The sequence below is a fragment of the Stutzerimonas nosocomialis genome, from assembly GCF_005876855.1.
Classification (GTDB): domain Bacteria; phylum Pseudomonadota; class Gammaproteobacteria; order Pseudomonadales; family Pseudomonadaceae; genus Stutzerimonas; species Stutzerimonas nosocomialis.
Map to the genome: position 1 here is coordinate 18,205 of NZ_QLAE01000024.1, position 22,149 is coordinate 40,353.

19 protein-coding genes are annotated in these 22,149 nt (G+C 65.7%); 13 read left to right on the plus strand and 6 right to left on the minus strand.

All coding sequences use genetic code 11. From position 1 onward, the window contains the following. The first annotated feature begins 2 nt into the window (after positions 1-2). The 4 genes from DN824_RS15050 (at position 3) to DN824_RS15065 (ending at position 4,344) form a co-directional block, all read left to right on the plus strand. Positions 3-911 carry a carbohydrate ABC transporter permease gene (locus DN824_RS15050; RefSeq protein WP_138409224.1) on the plus strand — a complete coding sequence of 303 codons (909 nt, stop codon included), beginning with the start codon at positions 3-5 and terminating at the stop codon, positions 909-911. After that, entirely contained in the window at positions 904-1,749 is an 846-nt protein-coding gene (locus tag DN824_RS15055; RefSeq protein ID WP_138409225.1) for a carbohydrate ABC transporter permease, read from the plus strand. The genes DN824_RS15050 and DN824_RS15055 overlap by 8 nt, the downstream gene beginning before the upstream one ends. A gap of 8 nt (positions 1,750-1,757) precedes the next feature. Continuing rightward, positions 1,758-2,918 (plus strand): ABC transporter ATP-binding protein, encoded by a 1,161-nt coding sequence (locus tag DN824_RS15060; protein ID WP_138409226.1) that lies wholly within the window; start codon positions 1,758-1,760, stop codon positions 2,916-2,918. 196 nt (positions 2,919-3,114) lie between these two features. Beyond that, positions 3,115-4,344, plus strand: coding sequence for a maltoporin (locus tag DN824_RS15065; protein ID WP_138409227.1), 1,230 nt, complete (start codon positions 3,115-3,117; stop codon positions 4,342-4,344). A 71-nt stretch (positions 4,345-4,415) separates the two neighbouring features. Here the strand turns inward: DN824_RS15065 and DN824_RS15070 are convergent, their stop codons facing one another. Continuing rightward, complete coding sequence (locus DN824_RS15070) at positions 4,416-5,276, minus strand: MurR/RpiR family transcriptional regulator (RefSeq protein ID WP_138409228.1); 861 nt, start codon at positions 5,274-5,276, stop codon at positions 4,416-4,418. 188 nt (positions 5,277-5,464) lie between these two features. Between DN824_RS15070 and zwf the strand changes: the two genes are divergently transcribed. From zwf to rluB, 4 genes are all read left to right on the plus strand, one after another. Further along, positions 5,465-6,934, plus strand: a complete 1,470-nt coding sequence (gene zwf, locus DN824_RS15075) for a glucose-6-phosphate dehydrogenase (protein ID WP_138409229.1) — start codon at positions 5,465-5,467, stop codon at positions 6,932-6,934. Next, positions 6,921-7,634 carry a 6-phosphogluconolactonase gene (pgl, locus tag DN824_RS15080; protein ID WP_138409230.1) on the plus strand — a complete coding sequence of 238 codons (714 nt, stop codon included), beginning with the start codon at positions 6,921-6,923 and terminating at the stop codon, positions 7,632-7,634. Before zwf ends, pgl begins: the two co-directional genes overlap by 14 nt. 17 nt (positions 7,635-7,651) lie before the next feature. Then, positions 7,652-8,296, plus strand: coding sequence for a bifunctional 4-hydroxy-2-oxoglutarate aldolase/2-dehydro-3-deoxy-phosphogluconate aldolase (locus tag DN824_RS15085; RefSeq protein WP_138409231.1), 645 nt, complete (start codon positions 7,652-7,654; stop codon positions 8,294-8,296). Between the two features lie 188 nt (positions 8,297-8,484). Then, positions 8,485-9,645, plus strand: a complete 1,161-nt coding sequence (rluB, locus tag DN824_RS15090; RefSeq protein WP_138409232.1) for a 23S rRNA pseudouridine(2605) synthase RluB — start codon at positions 8,485-8,487, stop codon at positions 9,643-9,645. 79 nt (positions 9,646-9,724) lie between these two features. On the opposite strand, the gene DN824_RS15095 is transcribed toward rluB, so the two are convergent. The 5 genes from DN824_RS15095 to DN824_RS15115 all read right to left on the minus strand — a co-directional run bounded on the left by DN824_RS15095 (position 9,725) and on the right by DN824_RS15115 (position 14,443). Beyond that, positions 9,725-10,639 (minus strand): GGDEF domain-containing protein, encoded by a 915-nt coding sequence (locus DN824_RS15095; RefSeq protein ID WP_138409233.1) that lies wholly within the window; start codon positions 10,637-10,639, stop codon positions 9,725-9,727. A 197-nt stretch (positions 10,640-10,836) separates the two neighbouring features. Beyond that, the gene (locus DN824_RS15100; protein WP_138409234.1) at positions 10,837-11,577 is read right to left on the minus strand and encodes a YciK family oxidoreductase; all 741 of its coding nucleotides are present in this window, start codon (positions 11,575-11,577) and stop codon (positions 10,837-10,839) included. Between the two features lie 49 nt (positions 11,578-11,626). Beyond that, the gene (mupP, locus tag DN824_RS15105) at positions 11,627-12,298 is read right to left on the minus strand and encodes an N-acetylmuramic acid 6-phosphate phosphatase MupP (RefSeq protein ID WP_138409235.1); all 672 of its coding nucleotides are present in this window, start codon (positions 12,296-12,298) and stop codon (positions 11,627-11,629) included. Next, a complete protein-coding gene (ubiG, locus tag DN824_RS15110) occupies positions 12,298-12,996 on the minus strand; it encodes a bifunctional 2-polyprenyl-6-hydroxyphenol methylase/3-demethylubiquinol 3-O-methyltransferase UbiG (protein WP_138409236.1) in 699 nt (232 codons plus the stop codon). Before ubiG ends, mupP begins: the two co-directional genes overlap by 1 nt. Positions 12,997-13,114: 118 nt before the next feature. Beyond that, positions 13,115-14,443, minus strand: coding sequence for a TRZ/ATZ family hydrolase (locus DN824_RS15115; protein WP_138409237.1), 1,329 nt, complete (start codon positions 14,441-14,443; stop codon positions 13,115-13,117). 154 nt (positions 14,444-14,597) lie between these two features. On the opposite strand from DN824_RS15115, the gene mtnA reads away from it, so the two are divergent. The 5 genes from mtnA (at position 14,598) to hisC (ending at position 22,144) form a co-directional block, all read left to right on the plus strand. Continuing rightward, entirely contained in the window at positions 14,598-15,674 is a 1,077-nt protein-coding gene (mtnA, locus tag DN824_RS15120) for an S-methyl-5-thioribose-1-phosphate isomerase (protein ID WP_138409238.1), read from the plus strand. 142 nt (positions 15,675-15,816) lie between these two features. Next, positions 15,817-18,636 carry a DNA gyrase subunit A gene (gene gyrA, locus DN824_RS15125; protein ID WP_138409239.1) on the plus strand — a complete coding sequence of 940 codons (2,820 nt, stop codon included), beginning with the start codon at positions 15,817-15,819 and terminating at the stop codon, positions 18,634-18,636. A gap of 97 nt (positions 18,637-18,733) precedes the next feature. Continuing rightward, positions 18,734-19,819: a 3-phosphoserine/phosphohydroxythreonine transaminase gene (gene serC, locus DN824_RS15130; RefSeq protein WP_138409240.1), complete on the plus strand. Its 1,086-nt coding sequence runs from the start codon at positions 18,734-18,736 to the stop codon at positions 19,817-19,819. Further along, entirely contained in the window at positions 19,819-20,916 is a 1,098-nt protein-coding gene (gene pheA / locus DN824_RS15135) for a prephenate dehydratase (protein ID WP_138409241.1), read from the plus strand. Before serC ends, pheA begins: the two co-directional genes overlap by 1 nt. Before the next feature lie 118 nt (positions 20,917-21,034). Beyond that, a complete protein-coding gene (hisC, locus tag DN824_RS15140) occupies positions 21,035-22,144 on the plus strand; it encodes a histidinol-phosphate transaminase (protein ID WP_138409242.1) in 1,110 nt (369 codons plus the stop codon). Positions 22,145-22,149 lie beyond the last annotated feature (5 nt).

Below are 22,149 nucleotides of genomic sequence, written 5' to 3' on the forward strand. Positions count from 1 at the left end.
ACATGAGCTCGACGGCTGTATTCACCAAAGCATCGCCCCTGGATGCGTTGCAGCGCTGGCTGCCCAAGCTGGTACTGGCGCCCAGCATGCTCATCGTTCTGGTCGGTTTCTACGGCTACATCTTCTGGACGTTCCTGCTGTCCTTCACCAACTCGCGCTTCATGCCGAGCTACAAATGGGTCGGGCTGCTGCAGTACGAGCGGCTCTGGAACAACGACCGCTGGTGGGTGGCGAGCAAGAACCTGTTGGTGTTCGGCGGGCTGTTCATCGCCATCAGCCTGGTCATCGGCGTGCTGCTGGCGGTGTTGCTCGATCAGCGGATTCGCCGCGAAGGCTTCATCCGCACGGTGTACCTGTACCCCATGGCGCTGTCGATGATCGTCACCGGCACGGCCTGGAAGTGGCTGCTCAACCCGGGGCTCGGCATCGACAAGATGTTGCGCGACTGGGGCTGGGAAGGGTTTCGCTTCGACTGGCTGGTCGATCCGGACCGGGTCGTCTATTGCCTGGTCATCGCCGCGGTGTGGCAGGCGTCGGGCTTCGTCATGGCGCTGTTCCTCGCAGGCCTGCGGGGCGTGGACCAGTCGATCATCCGCGCCGCGCAGGTCGATGGCGCCAGCCTGCCGAGCATCTACCTGCGCATCGTGCTGCCGAGCCTGCGGCCGGTGTTCTTCAGCGCCCTGATGATCCTCGCGCACATCGCGATCAAGAGCTTCGACCTGGTCGCGGCAATGACCGCCGGCGGCCCGGGCTATGCCTCCGACCTGCCGGCCGTGTTCATGTACGCCCACACCTTCACCCGCGGGCAGATGGGCCTCGGCGCCGCGAGCGCCATGCTGATGCTCGGCGCGGTGATGGCGATCGTGGTGCCTTACCTGTATTCGGAACTGAGGAACAAGCGCCATGACTAGTCCGGTAGGCCTGAAGCGCCTGACGTTCAGCCGGATCGCCATCTACGCGGTGCTGATCGGCGCCGCCGCCATGTACCTGGTGCCGCTGGTGGTGATGCTGCTGACCAGTTTCAAGACGCCCGAGGACATTCGTACCGGCAACCTGCTGTCGTGGCCAGACGTGCTGACGGTGATCGGCTGGGTCAAGGCCTGGGATGCGGTCGGCGGCTATTTCTGGAACTCGGTGAAGATCACCATCCCGGCGGTGATCATTTCGACGCTGCTGGGCGCCCTGAATGGCTATGTCCTGTCCATGTGGCGTTTTCGCGGGTCGCAGCTGTTCTTCGGGCTGCTGCTGTTCGGCTGCTTCCTGCCGTTCCAGGTGATCCTGCTGCCGGCCTCGTTCACGCTGGGCCAGCTTGGCCTGGCCAACACCACCCCGGGTCTGGTGCTGGTGCACCTGGTCTATGGCCTTGCCTTCACGACGCTGTTCTTTCGCAACTTCTACGTCAGCGTGCCCGATGCGCTGGTGCGGGCGGCGCGGCTCGACGGGGCGGGGTTCTTCACCATCTTCGCGAAGATCCTTCTGCCGATGTCGGTGCCGACCATCATGGTCTGCCTGATCTGGCAGTTCACCCAGATCTGGAACGACTTCCTCTTCGGTGTGGTGTTCGCCAGCGGCGACAGCCAGCCGATCACGGTGGCGCTGAACAACCTGGTCAACACCAGTACCGGCGTCAAGGAATACAACGTCGACATGGCTGCGGCGATGATCGCCGGGCTGCCTACGCTGGTGGTGTACGTCCTCGCCGGCAAGTATTTCCTGCGCGGGCTGACCGCCGGCGCCGTCAAGGGTTAGGAGCAGACATGGCATCCCTCGAACTACGCAACGTGCACAAGAGCTATGGCAGTGGTCTGGCCGACACGCTGAAGGACATCGACCTGTCGATCGGCTCGGGCGAATTCCTGATTCTCGTCGGGCCGTCGGGCTGCGGAAAATCCACCCTGATGAACTGCATCGCCGGGCTCGAGGCCATCACCGGCGGCGAGATCCTGGTCGACGGGACCGACATCAGCGGCGCCAGCCCCAAGGATCGCGACATCGCCATGGTGTTCCAGTCCTACGCGCTCTACCCGACGATGAGCGTGCGCGACAACATCGCCTTCGGCCTGAAGATGCGCAAGATGGCGCCCGCCGCCATCGAGCAGGAAGTGGCGCGGGTGGCCAAGCTGTTGCAGATCGAGCACCTGCTGTCGCGCAAGCCGTCGCAGCTGTCGGGCGGGCAGCAGCAGCGCGTGGCGATGGGGCGTGCGCTGGCGCGGCGGCCGAAGATCTACCTGTTCGACGAGCCGCTGTCGAACCTCGACGCCAAGCTGCGGGTGGAGATGCGCACCGAAATCAAGCTGATGCACCAGCGCCTGAAGACCACCACCGTCTACGTCACCCATGACCAGATCGAGGCGATGACCCTCGGCGACAAGGTGGCGGTGATGAAGGACGGCGTCATCCAGCAGTTCGGTACGCCGCAGCAGATCTACAACGACCCGGCCAACCTGTTCGTCGCCAGTTTCATCGGCTCGCCGCCGATGAACTTCATCCCATTGCGCCTGCAGCGACGTGACGGGCGGCTGGTGGCTCTGCTGGACAGCGGTCAGGCGCGCTGCGAGCTGCCGCTCGGCCTGGCCGAGGGCGAATCGCTCGACGGTCGCGACGTGATCCTGGGCATTCGTCCCGAGCAGATCGGCGTGGCCAGCGGGCAGGGCGCACTGGCCAGCATCCGCGCCGAAGTGGAAGTCACCGAGCCGACGGGGCCGGACACGCTGATCTTCGTCAAGCTCAACGACACCAAGGTCTGCTGCCGCCTGGCTCCGGATGCCGCGCCGCAGGTCGGTGAAAGCCTGCAGCTGCAGTTCGATGCGGACAAGGTGCTGCTGTTCGATGCCCAGAGCGGAGAGCGCCTGGGGCTGCTGGGAAAGCAACAGCCGGTTGAGCGGGCCGGCAAGGTCGCGCAGTTCAAGAGCCGCTGAACGGAACTAAGATCAAGCCAGGCCTCGGTAGCACTCCCGCAGGCCTCGAAGGTCGAACCGGTTCGCAGCCGCGGCGTCGGCGGCGAACCGGGGTAGACGAGCCTCCTGGGGCTCGATACGCGCGCAGTACGGGCCCATTGGCAAGGCAGCAAGCGGTACGGCCCGGTAGAACAATAAAAAAATCATCGGAGTGGATATGAACAAAACAACACGTCTAAGCCTCGCCGCGGCTGTCGCCGGTCTGGCTCTGCCCCTGTCCGGTCATGCCCTGGAATTTTCCGGCTACCTGCGTAGCGGGATCGGCGAGTCGACCAGCAGCGGCAAGCAGGCCTGCTTCCAGCTCCCCGGAGCGCAATCCAAGTACCGCCTGGGCAACGAGTGCGAGCAGTACGCCGAACTCGACCTGCGCCACGATCTGTTCACCTTCGGCGATGGTTCGGTGCTGAGCATCGAAGGCATGGCTGCGCTCTACAACGAATACAACTACTCGCCCAAGTTCACCGGCGATCACGGCTGGGCCAGGATGAACCAGCTGTATGCCGAATGGAGCAAGGTGCCGGCGCTCTACAACGGTTCGCTCTGGGCCGGTCGCCGGTTCTACAAGCGTAACGACATCCACATCTCCGACTTCTACTACTGGAACCAGAGCGCCACCGGCGCGGGTATCGAGGACATGGAAATCGGCGGCCTGAAATACAGCTATGCCTTCTCGCGCAAGGACAGCGTGTTCCAGAAGGAATACATCAACCGCCACGACTTCAACGTCGGCGGCTTCGATTCCAATCCCGGCGGGGAGCTGGAGTTCGGCATCAGCTACATCGACGATCCGGACCGCACCGACAGCAACAGCGGCTGGTCGGCGACCGTCCAGCACAAGCAGGACAACTTCCTCGGCCTGGGCGGCGGCAACACCTTCGCCGTGCAGTACGGCCGTGGTCCCGGCACTGGCCTGGGCTACACCGGCGATGTCACGCTCGATCGCAACAACAAGAGCTGGCGCGTGGTGGAGTTCTTCGACTGGCAGGTCACGCCGCGTTTCGGTGGCCAGGTCCAGGCGGTGTACCAGAAGGACACCCGCGAGAACGGGACGGACCAGGACTGGCTGTCGGTGGGTATCCGCCCCACCTACGCCTTCACCAACCAGTTCAAGCTGGTCACCGAGCTGGGCCACGATCAGGTGGACGCCGACGGCGGCACCCGCAAGCTGACCAAGTTCACCATCGCACCGACCTGGTCGCCGGCCGGTCCCGGTTTCTGGGAGCGTCCCGAAGTGCGCGTCTACTACACCTATGCCGAGTGGAACGCCGCGGCGCAGCGCGCAGCCAGCCTGATCGCGGCCGGCAGCGCGCTGTCCGACACCGGTACGTTCGGCGACGCCCGCCACGGTTCGAACTTCGGGGTGCAGGTGGAGTACTGGTGGAAATGAGCAGGGGCGAGGGAGAGCGGTAGCCTCCCGCTGAAGCCTTCCGGGTCGGGCCGCATCATGCGGCCCGATTGCTATTCCTCGTTGGGGTAACGGGTGGCCAGCAGGCTTTCCTTGATCCTGCGCAGGTGGGGCTGGAAGTCGATGCCCCGACGCAGGGTCACGCCCGTCGCCAGCACGTCGAGCACGGTGAGCTGGATGATCCGCGAGGTCATCGGCATGTAGATGTCGGTGTCCTCGGGCAGGGGAATGTCCAGGCTCAGGGTGCTCACCTTGGCCAGCGGCGAGCCCGCCGCCGTCAGGCCCAGCACCGAGGCTCCCTGGTCGCGCGCCATGCTGGCCACGTCGACCAGCTCGCGGGTGCGGCCGGTGTAGGAAATGATCACGAACAGGTCCCCGGTGTGTGCCACCGACGCGAGCATGCGCTGCATCAGCACGTCGGCGTGGGCCGTCACCGGAAGGTTGAAGCGAAAGAACTTGTGCTGCGCGTCCAGCGCCACGGGCGCGGAGGCGCCGAGGCCGAAGAAATGGATCTGCCGCGCCTGGATCATCAGGTCAACTGCGCGGCTGACCATGTCGGGGTCCAGGCTCTGGCCGGCGGCGTCGAGCGAGGCGATGGCGCTGCCGAAGATCTTCTGGGTGTAGGCGAGGGGGCCGTCGTCGGCTTCCACCGCGCGGCTGACGTACGCCGCTCCGCTGGCCAGGCTTTGCGCCAGCTGGATCTTCAGCTCCGGGTAGCCGCTGACACCGAACGAGCGGCAGAACCGGTTGACCGTCGGCTCGCTGACCTTCGCCGCCTGCGCCAGGGCCGCAATGCTGTAGCGTGTGGCTTGCTGCGGATCGCGCAGGATGATCTCGGCGACTTTTCGTTCGGCCTTGTTAAGCTCTTCGAGGCGATTTTTGATCTGCTCCAAGAGATTTTTCACGCGATCCATGTCTTTTCCTTTATACGGGAGACTGCAAGGGCATAGGCGGCGGGGACGCTGCGACGTTGGCGCGAATGATGATACCGAAAGCCATCTTAGGCAAAAAATCCCGACAATGTAGTTTTAATAACAACATTTTCTGCATAAACTGCCCGGGCAAGCTCGTCTAACAGTGTTAATTGCTTAGAATAGATATCATGCCTGCTATCAGTGTCGATGCTACAACCTTCGCTCTGTTCGGCGCCCTTGGCGATCTGGCGCTGCGCAAGCTGTTCCCAGCGCTGTATCAGCTCGACCGTGCCGGGCTGCTGCACGGTGGCACCAAGCTCCTCGCCCTGTCGCGCGACGCGGGCGATCCGCAGACCCACATGGCGACCATCGAGCAGGCGATCAGGCGCTACGTGCCCGACGCGGACATCGACGAATCGGTCATGGCCCGTTTTCTCGCGCGGATGCAGTACCTGACCATCGATTTTCGCCGGCGCGAGGATTTCGCCCCCCTGGTGCAGATGGTCGCGCCGGAGATGCCGCTGATTGCCTATTTCGCGACGCCGGCGTCGGTGTACGGTGCGATCTGCGAGAACCTCGCCCATGCCGGGCTCGCCGAGCAGACACGGGTGGTGCTGGAAAAGCCCATCGGCCACGACCTGGCGTCGTCGCGGGTGGTCAACGATGCGGTTGCCGAGTTCTTTCCCGAGAGCCGGATCTACCGGATCGACCATTACCTGGGCAAGGAAACGGTGCAGAACCTGATCGCCTTGCGGTTCGCCAACAGTCTGTTCGAAACCCAGTGGAACCAGCACCACATCTCCCACGTGGAGATCACCGTGGCCGAAACGGTCGGCATCGAAGGGCGCTGGGGTTATTTCGACCAGGCCGGGCAGCTGCGCGACATGATCCAGAACCACCTGCTGCAGCTGCTCTGCCTGATCGCCATGGACCCGCCGAGCGACCTGACCGCCGACAGCATCCGCGACGAGAAGGTCAAGGTGCTCAAGGCGCTGGCGCCGATCACGCCGGAGATGCTCAGCCAGCGCGTGGTGCGCGGGCAATACGCCTCCGGCAGCGTGAATGGCAAGACGGTGCCCGGCTACCTCGAAGAAGAGAATTCCAACGCCGAAAGCAGCACCGAAACCTTCGTCGCGCTGCGCGCCGACATCTGCAACTGGCGCTGGTCCGGCGTGCCGTTCTACCTGCGCACCGGCAAGCGCATGGCGCAGAAGGTTTCCCAGATCGTCATCCATTTCAAGGAGCCGCCGTTCTACATCTTCGCGCCGGAGCAGCGTTCGCTGATCAGCAACCGCCTGATCATTCGCCTGCAGCCGGACGAGGGCATCGCGCTGCAGGTGATGACCAAGGAGCAGGGGCTCGACAAGGGCATGCACCTTCGCAGCGGTCCGTTGCAGCTCAACTTCTCCGAAACCTACAAGCGTTCGCGGATACCCGACGCGTACGAGCGGCTGCTGCTCGAAGTCATGCAGGGCAACCAGAACCTGTTCGTGCGCAAGGACGAAATCGAATATGCCTGGAAGTGGTGCGACCAGCTGATCGACGGCTGGAGCCGGCTGGGCGATACCCCCAAGCTCTATCCGGCCGGCTCCTGGGGGCCGGTGGCGTCGATAGCGCTGATCACGCGTGATGGGAGGTCCTGGTATGGCGATCTTTGAACTCGAACTGCCTTCGGGCGTGGTAGCCCATAGCCTGGCCAATGCCGACAAGCAGGCCGAGGCCCTGGCCCGCACCGTGGCCGACGCCTTGAGCTTCGCCCTCGAGACCGATGGCTGCGCCAGCCTGGCGGTGTCCGGCGGGCGCAGCCCGATCCGCTTCCTCGAGGCGCTGTCGACCCGGCCGCTGGACTGGTCCAAGGTGCAGGTCAGCCTGGCGGACGAGCGGTGGGTGCCACCAACCCATCCCGACAGCAATGAGGCGCTGGTGCGTCGCCATCTGTTGCAGAACGAGGCCGCGAAGGCCAGTTTCATAGGGCTCTATCAGGCGGCGCCGAGCCTGGCCGAAGCCGTCGCGGCTGCCGAGCAGAGCCTGACCGCCCTCAAGCGTCCCCTCGACGTGCTGGTGCTCGGCATGGGTGACGACGGTCATACCGCCTCGCTGTTTCCCGGCAATCCGGGCCTTGGCGAGGCGCTGGAGCCGACCTGCGAGGCGGCCTGCGTGCCGATGCAGGCGCCCGCGGCTCCGCATCAGCGCATCAGCCTGACCTATCCGCTGCTGGCGGGCGCGCGCGTGCAGTGCCTGGCTATCCAGGGCGAGGCCAAGCTCGATGCGCTGCGCCGGGCGCTGACGGTCGATCCGGTACGGATGCCGATCCGCGCCTTCCTGCATTCCCCTCTCGAGATCTACTGGTGCCCGTGAGGCCCGAGGAACTTTCCATGAACATGGAACAAAAGAACGAGCTGATCGAGCGCCTCTGCGAGCGCGCCAGAATCCTCCCCGTGATCACCATCGACAGCGAGGATCAGATCCTGCCGATGGCCGATGCGCTCGCCGCCGGCGGGCTGACGACCCTGGAAGTCACCCTGCGCTCGGCCCATGGCCTGGGCGCGATCCGCCGTCTGCGCAACGAGCGACCCGACCTCTGCATCGGTGCCGGCACTGTGCTCGACCGGCGCATGCTCGACGAGGCCGAGGCGGCTGGCGCGCAGTTCATCGTCACCCCCGGTTCGACCTCCGAATTGCTCGAGGCCGGCGTCAATTGCTCGGTGCCGATGCTGCCGGGGATCAGCGATGCATCCGGCATCATGCTCGGGTATGCGCTCGGGTATCGGCGCTTCAAGCTCTTTCCGGCCGAGGTCTGCGGTGGCGTGGCGGCGCTCAAGGCGTTCGCCGGTCCGTTCGCCAACGTCAGGTTCTGCCCGACTGGCGGGGTCAATGCCGCCAATGCCCGCGACTACCTGCAGCTGCCCAACGTGATGTGCGTCGGTGGAACCTGGATGCTTAACAGCAGCTGGCTCAAGAGCGGTGACTGGGAGCAGGTCCGCCGCAGCAGCGCCGAGGCGCTGGCCGCGCTCGCCTGACCGTCCGGGCGGGCCTCGGCTCGCCCGTTGTTTGGCCAGGCGGCCGCCTCGGTTGCCTGGTTTTTTTTGCGTGTGGCGTCAGCGGCGGCCTGCCGTCGCGCGAGCGCCTACACTAGGTGATGCGAAGCCGGGTTGCGCGTATGATGCGCGGCCTTTCAATCGGAACTGCCACACCGGGAGGTGCCCAGATGACCGAACACGAACACGACGATACAACCCCCCACGTTGCCCACGGCGAAAAGCTGCAGAAGGTGCTGGCCCGCATGGGCCTGGCGTCGCGCCGCGAAGTCGAAAGCTGGATCGCCGAAGGCCGGATCAAGGTCAATGGCGCGGTCGCGGCGCTCGGGCAGCGTGTCGACCTGCATGACGCCATCGCCCTCGATGGCCGTGTGCTCAGGCGCGAGGAGGCCACCGAGGCCGTTCGTCGCGTGCTGATCTACAACAAGCCCGATGGCGAGATATGCACCCGCGACGATCCCGAAGGCCGGCCCACGGTCTTCGACCGCCTGCCGCGTCCGAAGGACGGTCGCTGGATCAACATCGGCCGGCTGGACATCAACACCACCGGACTGCTGCTGTTCACCACCGACGGTGAGTTGGCCAACCGCCTGATGCACCCGTCCTACGAGATGGATCGCGAGTACGCGGTGCGGGTGCGTGGCGAGGTGACCGAGGAGATCCTCGAGAACCTGAAGAAGGGCGTCATGCTCGAGGATGGTCCGGCCAAGTTCACCGATATCCAGGAAGCGCCCGGCGGGGAAGGCTTCAACCACTGGTATCACTGCGTGGTGATGGAAGGGCGCAACCGCGAGGTCCGCCGCCTGTGGGAATCGCAGGGGCTGGTGGTGAGCCGCCTCAAGCGCGTGCGCTTCGGTCCGGTGTTCATGACCTCCGACCTGCCCATGGGGCGCTGGCGTGAAATGAACCAGGCCGAGGTCAACATCCTCAGCGAAGAGGTGGGGCTGGCACCCATCGCGCTGCCGGAGATGAAGACCAAGATGCGCGAAAAGCTCGATCGCCTGCAGCGCAAGGCGGCCAAGCCGCTCGGCCGTGGCGAGCGCCGCTCCCGCGTGCTGCGGCCGGCGCTCGATGGTGCGTCGCCGCGTGGCGAGGAGTCGCGTGGTCGTGGCGAGAAGCCTGCGCGCAAGCCTCGGGCAGGTGGTGAGCCGGTACGTGGAACGCCGGTGGCCGAGCGTCCCGGCGACGACCGCAAGCGCGGTCCGCGTCACGAGGCCGGTACTGGCCGGCCCGCGGCGAAGAAGCCCGCACCGGCTAAGCGCCGCGGCCCGCCTGCTGCGGAGGGGCAGCGCCCGGGTTTCGGTCGTCAGGATCGGCCCAAGCGCCCCTGAGTCGATGCGCAGGCGCTGAAAAAGACGCCCCCGAGGTTCGTGCCTCGGGGGCGTTTTCGTCTGTGACCGGTCTTGCGGTTCAGCGCGCGATGCTCAACCGGTTACGGCCGCTGCGCTTGGCGCTGTAGAGCGCGGCGTCGGCGCGCTGCAGCAGCTGTTCCAGGCTCTCGGGGGGCCGATAGGTCGCACTGCCGAGGCTGATCGACAGGTGTACCGGCTGGCCGTCGACCTCGAAGGGATGCTGATCCACCGTCGCCCGCAGCCGTTCGCCGACCAGCGCCGCATCCTGGGCGTCGGTGCTCGAAAGCAATACGAGAAACTCTTCGCCACCGTAGCGGAACAGCATGTCGACGTTGCGCAGATGATGCTTGAGGCGGCTGACCACCCGCTGCAGCGCCTCGTCGCCGCCGCGGTGGCCGTGGCGGTCGTTCAGGCCCTTGAAATGATCCAGGTCGAGCATGATCAGGCTGAGCGGGTGGCCGTGCCGGCGGGCCAGTTCGATCTCCCGGGTCAGGGCCAGGTTCATCGCGGCGCGGTTGCCGGCGCCGGTCAGCTGGTCGCGCAGCGAGGCCTGGACGGCACGGCGGTAGGTCAGGGCGTTGCGCAGCGGGAACAACAGGCAGCCGAGCAGGGCCTCGAGCTGGTTGAGGCGGTGGTCATCAATGCGCTGCGTATCCTGCAGGATGAGTTCGCCCAGTTCTTCGGTCTCGTAGCGCAGCCGGTAACTGGTGGTGTGGGCGGCGGGCGAGCCCAGCGTCAGCTGGAGATCGGTCTCCTCGTGACGGTAGAGCAGCGCCGCGAAGGGAAGCAGGCCCTGGATATCGCTGAAGAACATCTCCAGCAGCCGGTCGATCTCAAGGCTGGTCTGCAGGCGCAGGCTCAGCTGGCGGTAGAGGTCGGCCAGGGTCGGTGGGTGCTTGGGTTGTCTTGCCGCCTGGCTTGCCGCCAGTAATTGCTTGCGCGCGGCTTCGAAGTCGATGGTGTTGGACAGCATGGGGTGGCCTCAGCGCAAAATGCGCGCTTGATGCCACTATTAATGCGAATTTGGTGCCAGCTTGATAATTCCTTTTAAATCAACAGGATAGACTGAGTGGCCGGGCAGAGAGCGGCAAAACATTGCCGGCTTGCCGGTGCGGTTGATGTCCTTTTGACATCCCTCTTCGGGGTCGCGCCAGAAAACCGGCTTTGCACTTACTGGGCGTCCAGCGCCTGGCCGTTCACCGCCTGGCTGTCCGGCCCCATCAGGTACAGGTACACCGGCATGATCGCCTCGGGTGTCGGGTTGACCGCGGGGTTCTCGCCCGGATAGGCGTGGGCGCGCATGTCGGTGCGCGTGGCGCCGGGGTTCACGCTGTTGGCGCGGACCGAACTGATGCCATCGACTTCTTCGGCGAGCACCTGCATCAGCCCTTCGGTGGCGAACTTGGACACCGCATAGGCGCCCCAGTAGGCGCGACCCTTGCGGCCGACGCTGCTGGACGTGAACACCACCGAGGCGTCGCTGGACAGCTTGAGCAGCGGCAGCAGGGTGCTGGTCAGCATGAACATCGCATTGACGTTGACCTGCATCACGCGCATGAAGTTGTCGCCGGAGAGCTGCTCCAGGGGCGTGCGCGGCCCGAGGATGGAGGCGTTGTGCAGGAGGCCGTCGAGGCGCCCGAACTCGGCTTCGACCATCGCCGCGAGTTCGTCGTACTGGTGGGACAGTGCCGTTTCCAGGTTGAACGGGATCACCACCGGTTGCGGGTGGCCGGCCGCTTCGATCTCGTCGTAGACGCGGTTGAGGTTTTCTTCGGTCTTGCCCAGCAGCAGGACGGTCGCGCCGTGAGCCGCGAAGGCCTTGGCGGCAGCTGCGCCGATGCCGCGTCCGGCACCGGTGACCATGATGATCCGGCCGTCGAGCAGGTTGGCTGGGGCGTTGTAGTCGAACATCGTCATCTCTCGTTCAAGGCAGGCGGCCGCGCGAGGGCGCGGCTGGCGTTCAGCAGCTGCACAGCGCTCGGTCGAGCACCGCGCGCAATTCCAGGGGGTGGTCGACGACCACGTCGGCGCCCCAGGAGCGTGGGTTGTCCTCGGGATGAATGTAGCCGTACGTGACTGCCGCGGTTCGGCTGCCGGCCGCGCGGCCGGACTCGATGTCGCGCAGGTCGTCGCCGACGAAGAGCACGCTGGAGGGGTCCAGGTCGAGTTGCTTGCAGGCGAGCAGCATCGGCTCGGGATCGGGCTTGCTGCGGGTGACGTGGTCGGGGCAGACCAGTACCGCCGAGCGCTCGGCAAGGCCGAGTCGCTGCATGATCGGCTCGGCGAAGCGCACCGGTTTGTTGGTCACAACGCCCCAGAGCAGGTTGGCCTTCTCGATGTCCTGCAGCAGGGTTTCCATGCCGTCGAACAGGCGGCTGTGCTCGGCGCAGCCGACCTGGTAGCGCTCCAGGAACTCCAGCCTGAGGGCTTCGAACTCATCGGCGAAGGGGTCGACGTCGAAGGCGTTGATCACCATCGCGCGGGCACCGCCGGAGACCACGTCGCGAACCTGGCTTTCGGCTACCCGGGGCAGGCCGCGCGCCTCGCGCATCGCCTGGATGACCGCGACGAAGTCCGGCGCGGTGTCGAGCAGCGTGCCATCCATGTCGAACAAAACAGCGCGCAGGCGCATCAGGCCTCCTTCAGGGTCTGGATCATGTAATTGACGTCGACGTCCGGGCTCAGCTTGTAGTGCTTGGTGAGCGGGTTGTAGGTGAGGCCGATGATGTCCTTGACCGCGAGGCCCGCGTCGCGGCACCAGGCGCCCAGTTCGGACGGGCGGATGAATTTCTTGAAGTCATGGGTGCCGCGCGGCAGCAGCTGCAGCACGTATTCGGCACCGACGATCGCCAGCAGGTAGGCCTTGGGGTTGCGGTTGATCGTCGAGAAGAAGACCTGGCCGCCCGGTTTCACCAGGGCATGGCAGGCGCGTATCACCGAAGCCGGGTCGGGAACGTGCTCGAGCATTTCCAGGCAGGTGACCACGTCGTACTGCCCCGGCTCCTGTTCGGCCATCGCTTCGGCGGTGATCTGCCGGTAGTCGACCTCCAGGCCCGATTCGAGCAGGTGCAGGCGGGCGACCGACAGGGGCGCCTCGCCCATGTCGATGCCGGTCACCCTGGCGCCGCGCTGAGCCATGGATTCGCTGAGGATGCCGCCACCGCAGCCGACGTCGAGCACCTTCTTTCCGGCGAGGCTGATGTGCTCCTCGATCCAGTTGACCCGCAGCGGGTTGATCTCGTGCAGGGGCTTGAACTCGCTTTCCCGGTCCCACCAGCGGTGGGCGAGGGCCTCGAATTTGGCGATTTCGGCGTGGTCGACGTTGCTCATTATCCGTTCCGTTTGAAAGCTCGAAGAGAAAGCGTTGCGTTGCGGTCGCCCATGTTGCCAGCTTACGGCTGGCGAAGGGGTGCTGGTGCCCGCGTCCGTGTATGTCAGTTTGTCACACTCATGGCCGGTCGCCGGCGCCGATCTTGCGTCCCCACTGCTGGGCGGTGGCGATCAGTTTCGCTTCGTCCATGCGGGTCAGGCGGCCGTCGTCGAGCAACTGCTTGCCGCCTACCCAGACATGGCGGACGCAGCTGCGTCCGCTGGCATAGACGAGCTGCGAGACGGGGTCGTAGATCGGCTGCTGGGCGAGGCCGGAGAGGTCGAACGCCACCAGGTCGGCGAACTTGCCCATTTCCAGCGAGCCGGTGCAGTCGTCGATGCCCAGGGCGCGTGCGCCGTTCAGTGTCGCCATGCGCAGCGCGCGATGGGCGTCCAGCGCAGTGGCCGAGCCGGCGACCGCCTTGGCCAGCAGGGCGGCGGTACGGGTTTCGCCGAGCAGGTCCAGGTCGTTGTTGCTGGCCGCGCCGTCGGTGCCGATGGCCACGTTCACGCCCGCCGTCCAGAGTCGCTCGACCGGGCAGAAGCCGCTGGCGAGCTTGAGGTTGGACTCCGGGCAATGGATCACGCTGCAGTTGTTTTCCACCAGCAGGCGCAGGTCCTCGTCGTCGACCTGGGTCATGTGCACGGCCTGGAAGCGCGGGCCGAGCAGCTGCATCCGCGCCAGGCGGGCCAGCGGGCGTTCCCCGTGATCGGCCAGCGCCTGCTGTACTTCATGGGCGGTTTCGTGGACGTGCATGTGAATGGCGACGTCCATTTCGGCGACCAGCACGCGAATGGTCTCGAACTTCTCGTCGCTGACCGAGTAGGGTGCATGAGGCCCGAGCGCGATATTGATGCGGGGGTGGTGCTTGAGGTCGTCGAACAGCGCCACGCCCTTGCGCAGGGCCTCGTCGGCGGTGCGCGCGCCGGGAATCGGGAAGTCCAGGATGGGCACGCAGATCTGGGCGCGGATGCCGCTCTCGTGGACCTGCTCGCTGATGATTTCCGGAAAGAAGTACATGTCGGAGAAACAGGTCACCCCGCCTTGCAGCTGTTCGGCGATGGCGAGTTCGGTGCCGTCCCGGGCGAAGCTTTCGTCGACCCATTTCGCCTCGGCCGGCCAGATGTGTTCCTGCAGCCAGGTCATCAGTGGCAGGTCGTCGGCCAGCCCGCGAAACAGCGTCATCGCGCCATGGCCGTGGGCGTTCACCAGGCCGGGCGCGAGCAGCATGCCGGGCAGCTCCCGGCGCTCGTGCGCCTGATGCCTGAGCGCCTGCTCGCGAGGGGCGATCAGGGCGATGCGCCCGTCGCGGATGCACAGCGCATGGTTTTCGAGCACCACGCCCGCCGGCTCCACGGGTACCAGCCAGGTCGGTAGGAGGATCAGGTCGAACGGGGCGTCGGGCATCGGTGGAGTTCCAGGAGGGCGGGCGATCAAGTGTATTAAAGCAGTTGGGGGCTGGAAACCGTGGATCGGCTGCCTCGGAGCGATGCCCCATCCGAGGGCGTTCGTTTTTGGCGTATAATGGCCGGCTTTTTGTTTCCGTATGGCGAGGAAGATGATGCGCGAGCGACTGCTGGCAGCGGAGAAGGTCAAGGCGATCGAGTGGCGGGAAGGTGCCCTGCAACTGCTCGATCAGCGCGTGCTGCCCTTGCAGAGCGTCTGGCGCCGCTACGGCGATGCGCCTGCCGTGGCCGATGCGATCCGCGAGATGGTGGTTCGCGGCGCGCCTGCGATCGGTATCGCCGCCGCCTATGGGGTCGTCCTGAGTGCCCGGGTTCGCCTGGCCGAGGGCGGCGACTGGCGCGCCGCGCTGGAAGCCGACTTCCAGGTGCTGGCCGACTCGCGGCCCACGGCGGTCAACCTGTTCTGGGCGCTCAACCGCATGCGCGACCGGCTCGGCAGGCTCAAGCCCGAAGACGACGTGGTGGCGGCGCTCGAGGCGGTGGCCGTCAGCATTCACCAGAGCGATCGCGAAGCCAACCTCACCATGGCCCAGCTGGGCGCCGAGCTGATTCGCAAGAACCAGGGCAATCCGCAGAACCTGTTGACCCACTGCAACACCGGCGCGCTGGCCACCGGCGGCTTCGGAACGGCCCTGGGCGTGATCCGGGCGGCGCACCTGGAGGGCATGGTCGAGCGGGTCTATGCCGACGAAACGCGCCCCTGGCTGCAGGGCTCGCGTCTCACGGCCTGGGAACTGGCGGGCGAGGGGATTCCGGTGAGCCTCAATGCCGACTCGGCCGCCGCGCACCTGATGAAGACCCGCGGGATCACCTGGGTGATCGTCGGCGCCGACCGGATCACCGCCAACGGCGACGTCGCCAACAAGATCGGTACCTATCAGCTGGCGGTGACGGCCATGCACCATGGCGTGCGTTTCATGGTCGTGGCGCCCAGCTCCACCATCGACATGAGCCTCGAAAGCGGCGAGGACATCCCGATCGAGGAGCGGCCGGGCCACGAGCTGCTCGAGGTCAACGGCCAGCGCTTCGCCGCCGACGTCGAGGCGGTCAATCCGGTGTTCGACGTCACCCCCGCCGACCTGATCGATGTGATCGTCACCGAGAAGGGCATCGTCGAGCGCCCGGATGCGGCGAAGATGGCGGCGCTGATGAGCCGCAGCCGGCTGCACTGATCGCGCACGCCGGGCGCCTTGCCCGTCGAAGGGTGCCGTGCGACGCCGCAAAGCGTGCCGCGCGGCAGCCTCCCGCGGCTCCCTTGTGTTACCATCCCGCGCTTAATGTAGGACCCTGCAGACTATAAGGAACCAGGCTTCCATGGGCGAACTGGCCAAAGAAATCCTCCCGGTCAATATCGAAGACGAGCTCAAGCAGTCCTACCTCGATTACGCCATGAGCGTAATCGTCGGGCGGGCGCTGCCGGATGCGCGCGATGGCTTGAAGCCGGTGCATCGCCGCGTGCTCTTTGCCATGAGCGAGCTGGGCAACGACTGGAACAAGCCGTACAAGAAGTCCGCGCGCGTCGTCGGTGACGTGATCGGTAAGTACCACCCCCACGGCGACTCGGCGGTGTACGACACCATCGTGCGCATGGCCCAGCCGTTCTCGCTGCGCTACCTGCTGGTCGACGGCCAGGGCAACTTCGGTTCGGTGGACGGCGACAACGCCGCGGCCATGCGATACACCGAAGTGCGCATGGCCAAGCTCGCCCACGAGCTGCTGGCCGACCTGGAAAAGGAAACGGTCGACTGGGTGCCCAACTACGACGGCACCGAGCAGATCCCCGCGGTGATGCCGACCAAGATCCCCAACCTGCTGGTCAACGGCTCGTCGGGTATCGCGGTGGGCATGGCGACCAACATTCCGCCGCACAACCTCGGCGAAGTCATCGACGGCTGCCTGGCGCTGATCGAGAACCCGGACATCAGCATTGACGAACTGATGGGCTTCATTCCCGGTCCCGACTTCCCGACCGCCGGCATCATCAACGGCCGCGCCGGGATCATCGAAGCCTACCGCACCGGTCGTGGCCGCATCTATATCCGCGCCCGGGCCGACATCGAGGACATCGACAAGGTCGGTGGCCGCCAGCAGATCGTCATCACCGAGCTGCCTTACCAGCTGAACAAGGCGCGTCTGATCGAGAAGATCGCCGAGCTGGTCAAGGAGAAGAAGCTCGAGGGCATCACCGAGCTGCGCGACGAGTCCGACAAGGACGGCATGCGCGTGGTCATCGAGCTGCGTCGCGGCGAAGTGCCCGAGGTGATCCTCAACAACCTCTACGCCCAGACCCAGCTGCAGAGCGTATTCGGTATCAACGTCGTGGCCCTGGTCGATGGCCAGCCGCGCACGCTGAACCTCAAGGAACTGCTCGAAGCCTTCGTGCGCCACCGCCGCGAAGTGGTCACCCGCCGGACCGTCTACGAACTGCGCAAGGCGCGTGAGCGTGGCCACATCCTCGAAGGCCAGGCGGTCGCGCTGTCGAACATCGACCCGGTGATCGAGCTGATCAAGAGTTCGCCGACCCCGGCCGAAGCGAAGGAGAAGCTGATCGCCGAGGCCTGGGAGTCCAGCGCCGTGGAAGCGATGGTCGAGCGTGCGGGCGCCGACTCCTGCCGTCCGGAAGGGCTCGATCCGCAGTACGGGCTGCGCGACGGCAAGTATTTCCTGTCGCCGGAACAGGCCCAGGCGATCCTCGATTTGCGCCTGCACCGCCTGACCGGTCTCGAGCACGAGAAGCTGCTCACCGAGTACCAGGAAATCCTCACCCAGATCGGCGAGCTGATCCGCATCCTGACCAACCCCGTGCGCCTGATGGAAGTCATCCGCGAGGAGCTCGAAGGCGTCAGGAAGGAATTCGGCGACGCGCGTCGTACCGAGATCCTGGAATCCCGCCTGGACCTGACCCTGGCCGACCTGATCACCGAAGAGGAGCGGGTCGTCACCATCTCCCACGGTGGCTACGCCAAGTCCCAGCCGCTGACCGCCTACCAGGCACAGCGTCGCGGCGGCCGCGGTCGCAGCGCCACGGGGGTCAAGGAAGAGGATTACGTCGAGCACCTGCTGGTCGCCAACAGCCACGCCACCCTGTTGCTGTTCTCCAGCAAGGGCAAGGTCTACTGGCTCAAGACCTACGAGATTCCCGAAGCGTCCCGCGCCGCCCGCGGCCGTCCGCTGGTCAACCTGCTGCCGCTGAGCGAGGGCGAGCACATCACCGCCATGCTGCAGGTGGACCTTGAAGCCGTGCGTCGGCAGGCTCCTGCCGGGGACGACGAGGCCGAGGATGCCGACATCGTTTCGGCCGAGGGTGAAGAACTCGAAGAGCTGGGCGAAGGCGACGATTCGGAGACCCTCTCGGTCGAAGATGCCATGTCCACTGGCGCCTACATCTTCATGGCCACCGCCAACGGCACCGTGAAGAAGACCCCGCTGGTGCAGTTCAGCCGTCCGCGCAGCGTCGGCCTGATCGCCCTGACCCTCGAAGAGGGCGATACGCTGATCGCGGCGGCGGTAACCGATGGCGCCCGTGAAGTGATGCTGTTCTCCGATGGCGGCAAGGTCATCCGCTTCAAGGAAAGCCATGTCCGCACCATGGGCCGCAACGCTCGCGGCGTGCGTGGCATGCGCCTGGGCGAAGGGCAGAAGCTGATCTCCATGCTGATTCCCGAGCCCCATGCGCAGATCCTCACCGCGTCGGAACGCGGCTACGGCAAGCGCACGGCCATCGAGGAGTTCCCGCGCCGCGGTCGCGGCGGTCAGGGCGTCATCGCCATGGTCAGCAACGAGCGCAACGGGCAACTGGTCGGCGCCATCCAGGTCCAGGACGGCGAAGAGATCATGCTCATCTCCGACCAGGGCACCCTGGTGCGCACGCGGGTCGCCGAAGTCTCGTCGCTGGGCCGCAACACCCAGGGCGTGACCCTGATCAAGCTGGCCAAGGACGAGAAGCTGGTCGGCCTGGAGCGCGTCCAGGAACCTTCCATGGAGGAAGAGCTGGAAGAGATCGAAGGCTCGCTGGACGAGGCGCTGCTGGAGAAGGAAATGCCGGTCGTCAGCACCGAGCCGAGCGAAGACGAGCTGCTCGGTGGTGGCGGGGACGTCCCGCCGGACGTGGTGCCGACCGACGACGAGGACTGAGCCTGCGGGCGCTCCCTGTTCGCCAGGGCGCGCCGGGCCTGCGGTAAGGCAGCCGGGATCACTCCCGGCGATCTAAGACGAGTTGAGAGAACACGACGTGAGCAAACGCGCCTTCAATTTCTGCGCCGGCCCAGCGGCCCTTCCCGAAGCCGTGCTGCAGCGCGCACAGGCCGAACTTCTCGACTGGCAGGGCCGCGGCCTGTCGGTGATGGAAATGAGTCATCGCAGCGATGACTACATGGCCATCGCCAGCAAGGCCGAGCAGGACCTGCGCGACCTGCTGTCGATTCCGTCGAACTACAAGGTGTTGTTCCTGCAGGGCGGGGCCAGCCAGCAGTTCGCCGAGATCCCGCTGAACCTGCTGCCCGAGGATGGCGTCGCCGACTACGTCGACACCGGCATCTGGTCGCGCAAGGGCATCGACGAGGCGCGCCGTTTCGGCACCGTCAACGTCGCGGCCAGCGCCAAGGGCTACGACTATTTCGCGATCCCGGGCCAGAACGAATGGCAGCTCAGCGACAACGCCGCCTATCTGCACTACGCCTCCAACGAAACCATCGGCGGGCTGCAGTTCGACTGGGTGCCCGAGCTTGGCGACACGCCGCTGGTGGTCGACATGTCTTCCGACATCCTGTCCCGTTCGATAGACGTCTCGAAGTTCGGCCTGATCTACGCCGGCGCGCAGAAGAACATCGGCCCCAGTGGCCTGGTGGTGGTCATCGTCCGTGAAGACCTCCTCGGCCGGGCCCGCTCCAGCTGCCCGACCATGCTCGACTACAAGATCGCCGCCGACAACGGCTCGATGTACAACACCCCGGCGACCTTCTCCTGGTACCTCTCCGGCCTGGTCTTCGAATGGCTGAAGGAGCAGGGCGGTGTCGCCGCGATGGAGCAGCGCAACCGGGCCAAGAAGGACCTGCTGTATGGGTTCATCGATTCCAGCGCCTTCTATACCAACCCCATCTCCAGCAACGCCCGCTCCTGGATGAACGTGCCGTTCCGCCTTGCCGACGAGCGTCTGGACAAGACCTTCCTCGCCGGCGCCGACGCGCGCGGCCTGCTCAACCTCAAGGGGCATCGTTCGGTCGGCGGCATGCGCGCCTCGATCTACAACGCGGTGGGCCTCGACGCGGTTGAAGCGCTGGTGGGCTACATGACCGAGTTCGAGAAGGAGCACGGCTGATGAGCGACGCCGATCAGCTCAAGGCGCTGCGTGTCCGGATCGACAGCCTCGACGAGAAGATCCTCGGGCTGATCAGCGAACGCGCGCGCTGCGCCCAGGAAGTCGCCCGGGTCAAGACCGCGTCGCTGGCCGAAGGCGAGTCGCCGGTGTTCTACCGTCCGGAGCGCGAGGCCTGGGTGCTCAAGCACATCATGGAACTCAACCGCGGCCCGCTCGATAACGAAGAGATCGCCCGGCTGTTCCGTGAAATCATGTCTTCGTGCCTCGCCCTCGAGCAACCGCTGCAGGTCGCCTACCTCGGCCCCGAGGGCACCTTCACCCAGGCGGCCGCGCTCAAGCACTTTGGCCATGCGGTGGTGAGCAAGCCGATGGCGGCAATCGACGAGGTGTTCCGCGAGGTGGCTGCCGGGGCGGTCAACTTCGGCGTGGTACCGGTGGAGAACTCCACCGAGGGTGCCGTCAACCACACCCTCGACAGCTTCCTCGAGCACGACATGGTCATCTGTGGCGAAGTCGAGCTGCGTATCCATCATCATCTGCTGGTCGGCGAGACCACGCAGACCGAGCGGATCACCCGCATCTATTCCCACGCGCAGTCACTGGCCCAGTGCCGCAAGTGGCTCGATGCGCACTATCCGAACGTCGAGCGCGTCGCCGTGTCCAGCAATGCGGACGCCGCCAAGCGGGTCAAGAGCGAGTGGAATTCGGCCGCCATCGCCGGCGACATGGCCGCGCAGCTCTACGGCCTGACGCGTCTGGCCGAGAAGATCGAGGACCGCCCGGACAACTCCACCCGCTTCTTCATCATCGGGAACCAGGAAGTGCCGCCGACCGGCGACGACAAGACGTCGATCATCGTCTCGATGAGCAACAAGCCGGGCGCGCTGCACGAGCTGCTGGTGCCGTTCCACGCCAACGGCATCGACCTGACGCGTATCGAGACGCGGCCTTCGCGCAGCGGCAAATGGACCTACGTGTTCTTCATCGATTTCCAGGGTCACCACCAGGACCCGCTGATCAAGGATGTGCTCGAGCGCATCGGCCAGGAAGCGGTCGCCCTGAAGGTGCTGGGGTCCTATCCCAAAGCCGTGCTTTGAACCCAGCCACAGGCTTCAAGCCGAAGAGCGCGCAGCATCGTTCTGCACGCGGCTTGAAGCTCGATGCTGACGGCCCGTTGTGAGTTGGCTCTTTTCTTGAAGCTTGAGGCTTGTAGCTATGCCCTGTGATTTTCTCGCCCTGGCCCAGCCGGGCGTACAGCAGCTGTCTCCCTATGTTCCTGGCAAGCCGGTCGACGAGCTGGCCCGCGAGCTGGACCTGGACCCGGCCGGCATCGTCAAGCTGGCCAGCAACGAGAACCCGCTCGGCCCCAGCCCCAAGGCCCTGCTGGCCATTCAGGCGGCGCTGCCGGAGCTCGCCCGCTATCCCGACGGCAATGGCTTCGAGCTCAAGCGGCGCCTGGCCGAGCGCTATGGCGTCGAGCTGGCGCAGGTAACCCTGGGCAACGGCTCCAACGACATCCTCGAGCTGGTGGCGCGCGCCTATCTGGCGCCCGGGCTCAACGCGGTGTTCAGCGCTCATGCCTTCGCCGTCTATCCCATCGCGACCCAGGCCGTCGGTGCCCAGAGCAAGGTGGTGCCCGCGAAGGACTGGGGGCACGATCTGGATGCCATGCTGGCCGCCATCGACGAGCACACCCGCGTGGTGTTCATTGCCAACCCGAACAACCCGACCGGCACCTGGTTCGATACGGCGGCGCTTGAACGCTTCCTGGCGAGGGTTCCGGAGCGGGTGCTGGTGGTGCTGGACGAGGCCTACATCGAATACGCCACCGGTGGCGAGCTGCCGGACGGCGTGCGTTACCTGGCGCAGTATTCCAACCTGCTGGTGTCGCGCACCTTTTCCAAGGCCTACGGGCTGGCTGCGCTGCGGGTGGGCTATGCGCTCAGCTCGGCGACCATCGCCGATGTGCTCAACCGGGTGCGTCAGCCGTTCAACGTCAACTCGCTCGCCCAGGCGGCCGCCTGCGCTGCGCTCGATGATCTCGACTATCTGCAGCGCAGTCGCGCGCTCAACGATGCCGGCATGGCCCAGCTGGAAGCCGGTTTCGCCGAGCTCGGGCTCGGCTGGATTCCCTCGAAGGGCAACTTCATCGCGGTCGACTGCGGCCGTGATGCCGGACCGATCAACCAGGCGCTGCTGCGCGCCGGGGTGATCGTGCGTCCGGTGGCCGGATACGGCATGCCGACCTTCCTGCGCGTGACCATCGGCACCGAGGCGGAGAATCGTCGCTTCCTCCAGGCCTTGCGCGAGGCGCTCGGCCAGTGAGCGAT